Source organism: Pantoea sp. Ap-967, assembly GCF_011752565.1.
Classification (GTDB): domain Bacteria; phylum Pseudomonadota; class Gammaproteobacteria; order Pseudomonadales; family Pseudomonadaceae; genus Aquipseudomonas.
The window spans coordinates 1-218 of record NZ_VWXK01000121.1; the positions used below are offsets into that span (position 1 = coordinate 1).

Here is a 218-nt window from a genome sequence, read left to right on the forward strand (position 1 = left end):
TGGGCAGATTTGAACTGCCGACCTCACCCTTATCAGGGGTGCGCTCTAACCAACTGAGCTACAGACCTATATAGGGTCTTGATCGTCTTCGACAATGAATCAAGCAATTCGTGTGGGAGCTCATCAGTAGGCTGATGTCGTCGATTAAGGAGGTGATCCAGCCGCAGGTTCCCCTACGGCTACCTTGTTACGACTTCACCCCAGTCATGAATCACACC

1 rRNA gene is annotated in these 218 nt (G+C 51.4%); it reads right to left on the reverse strand.

Features of this window, described 5'->3' with window-relative positions:
• Window positions 1-145: 145 nt before the first annotated feature.
• A 16S ribosomal RNA gene (locus F3J45_RS29775) occupies window positions 146-218 on the reverse strand; the annotation flags it as partial.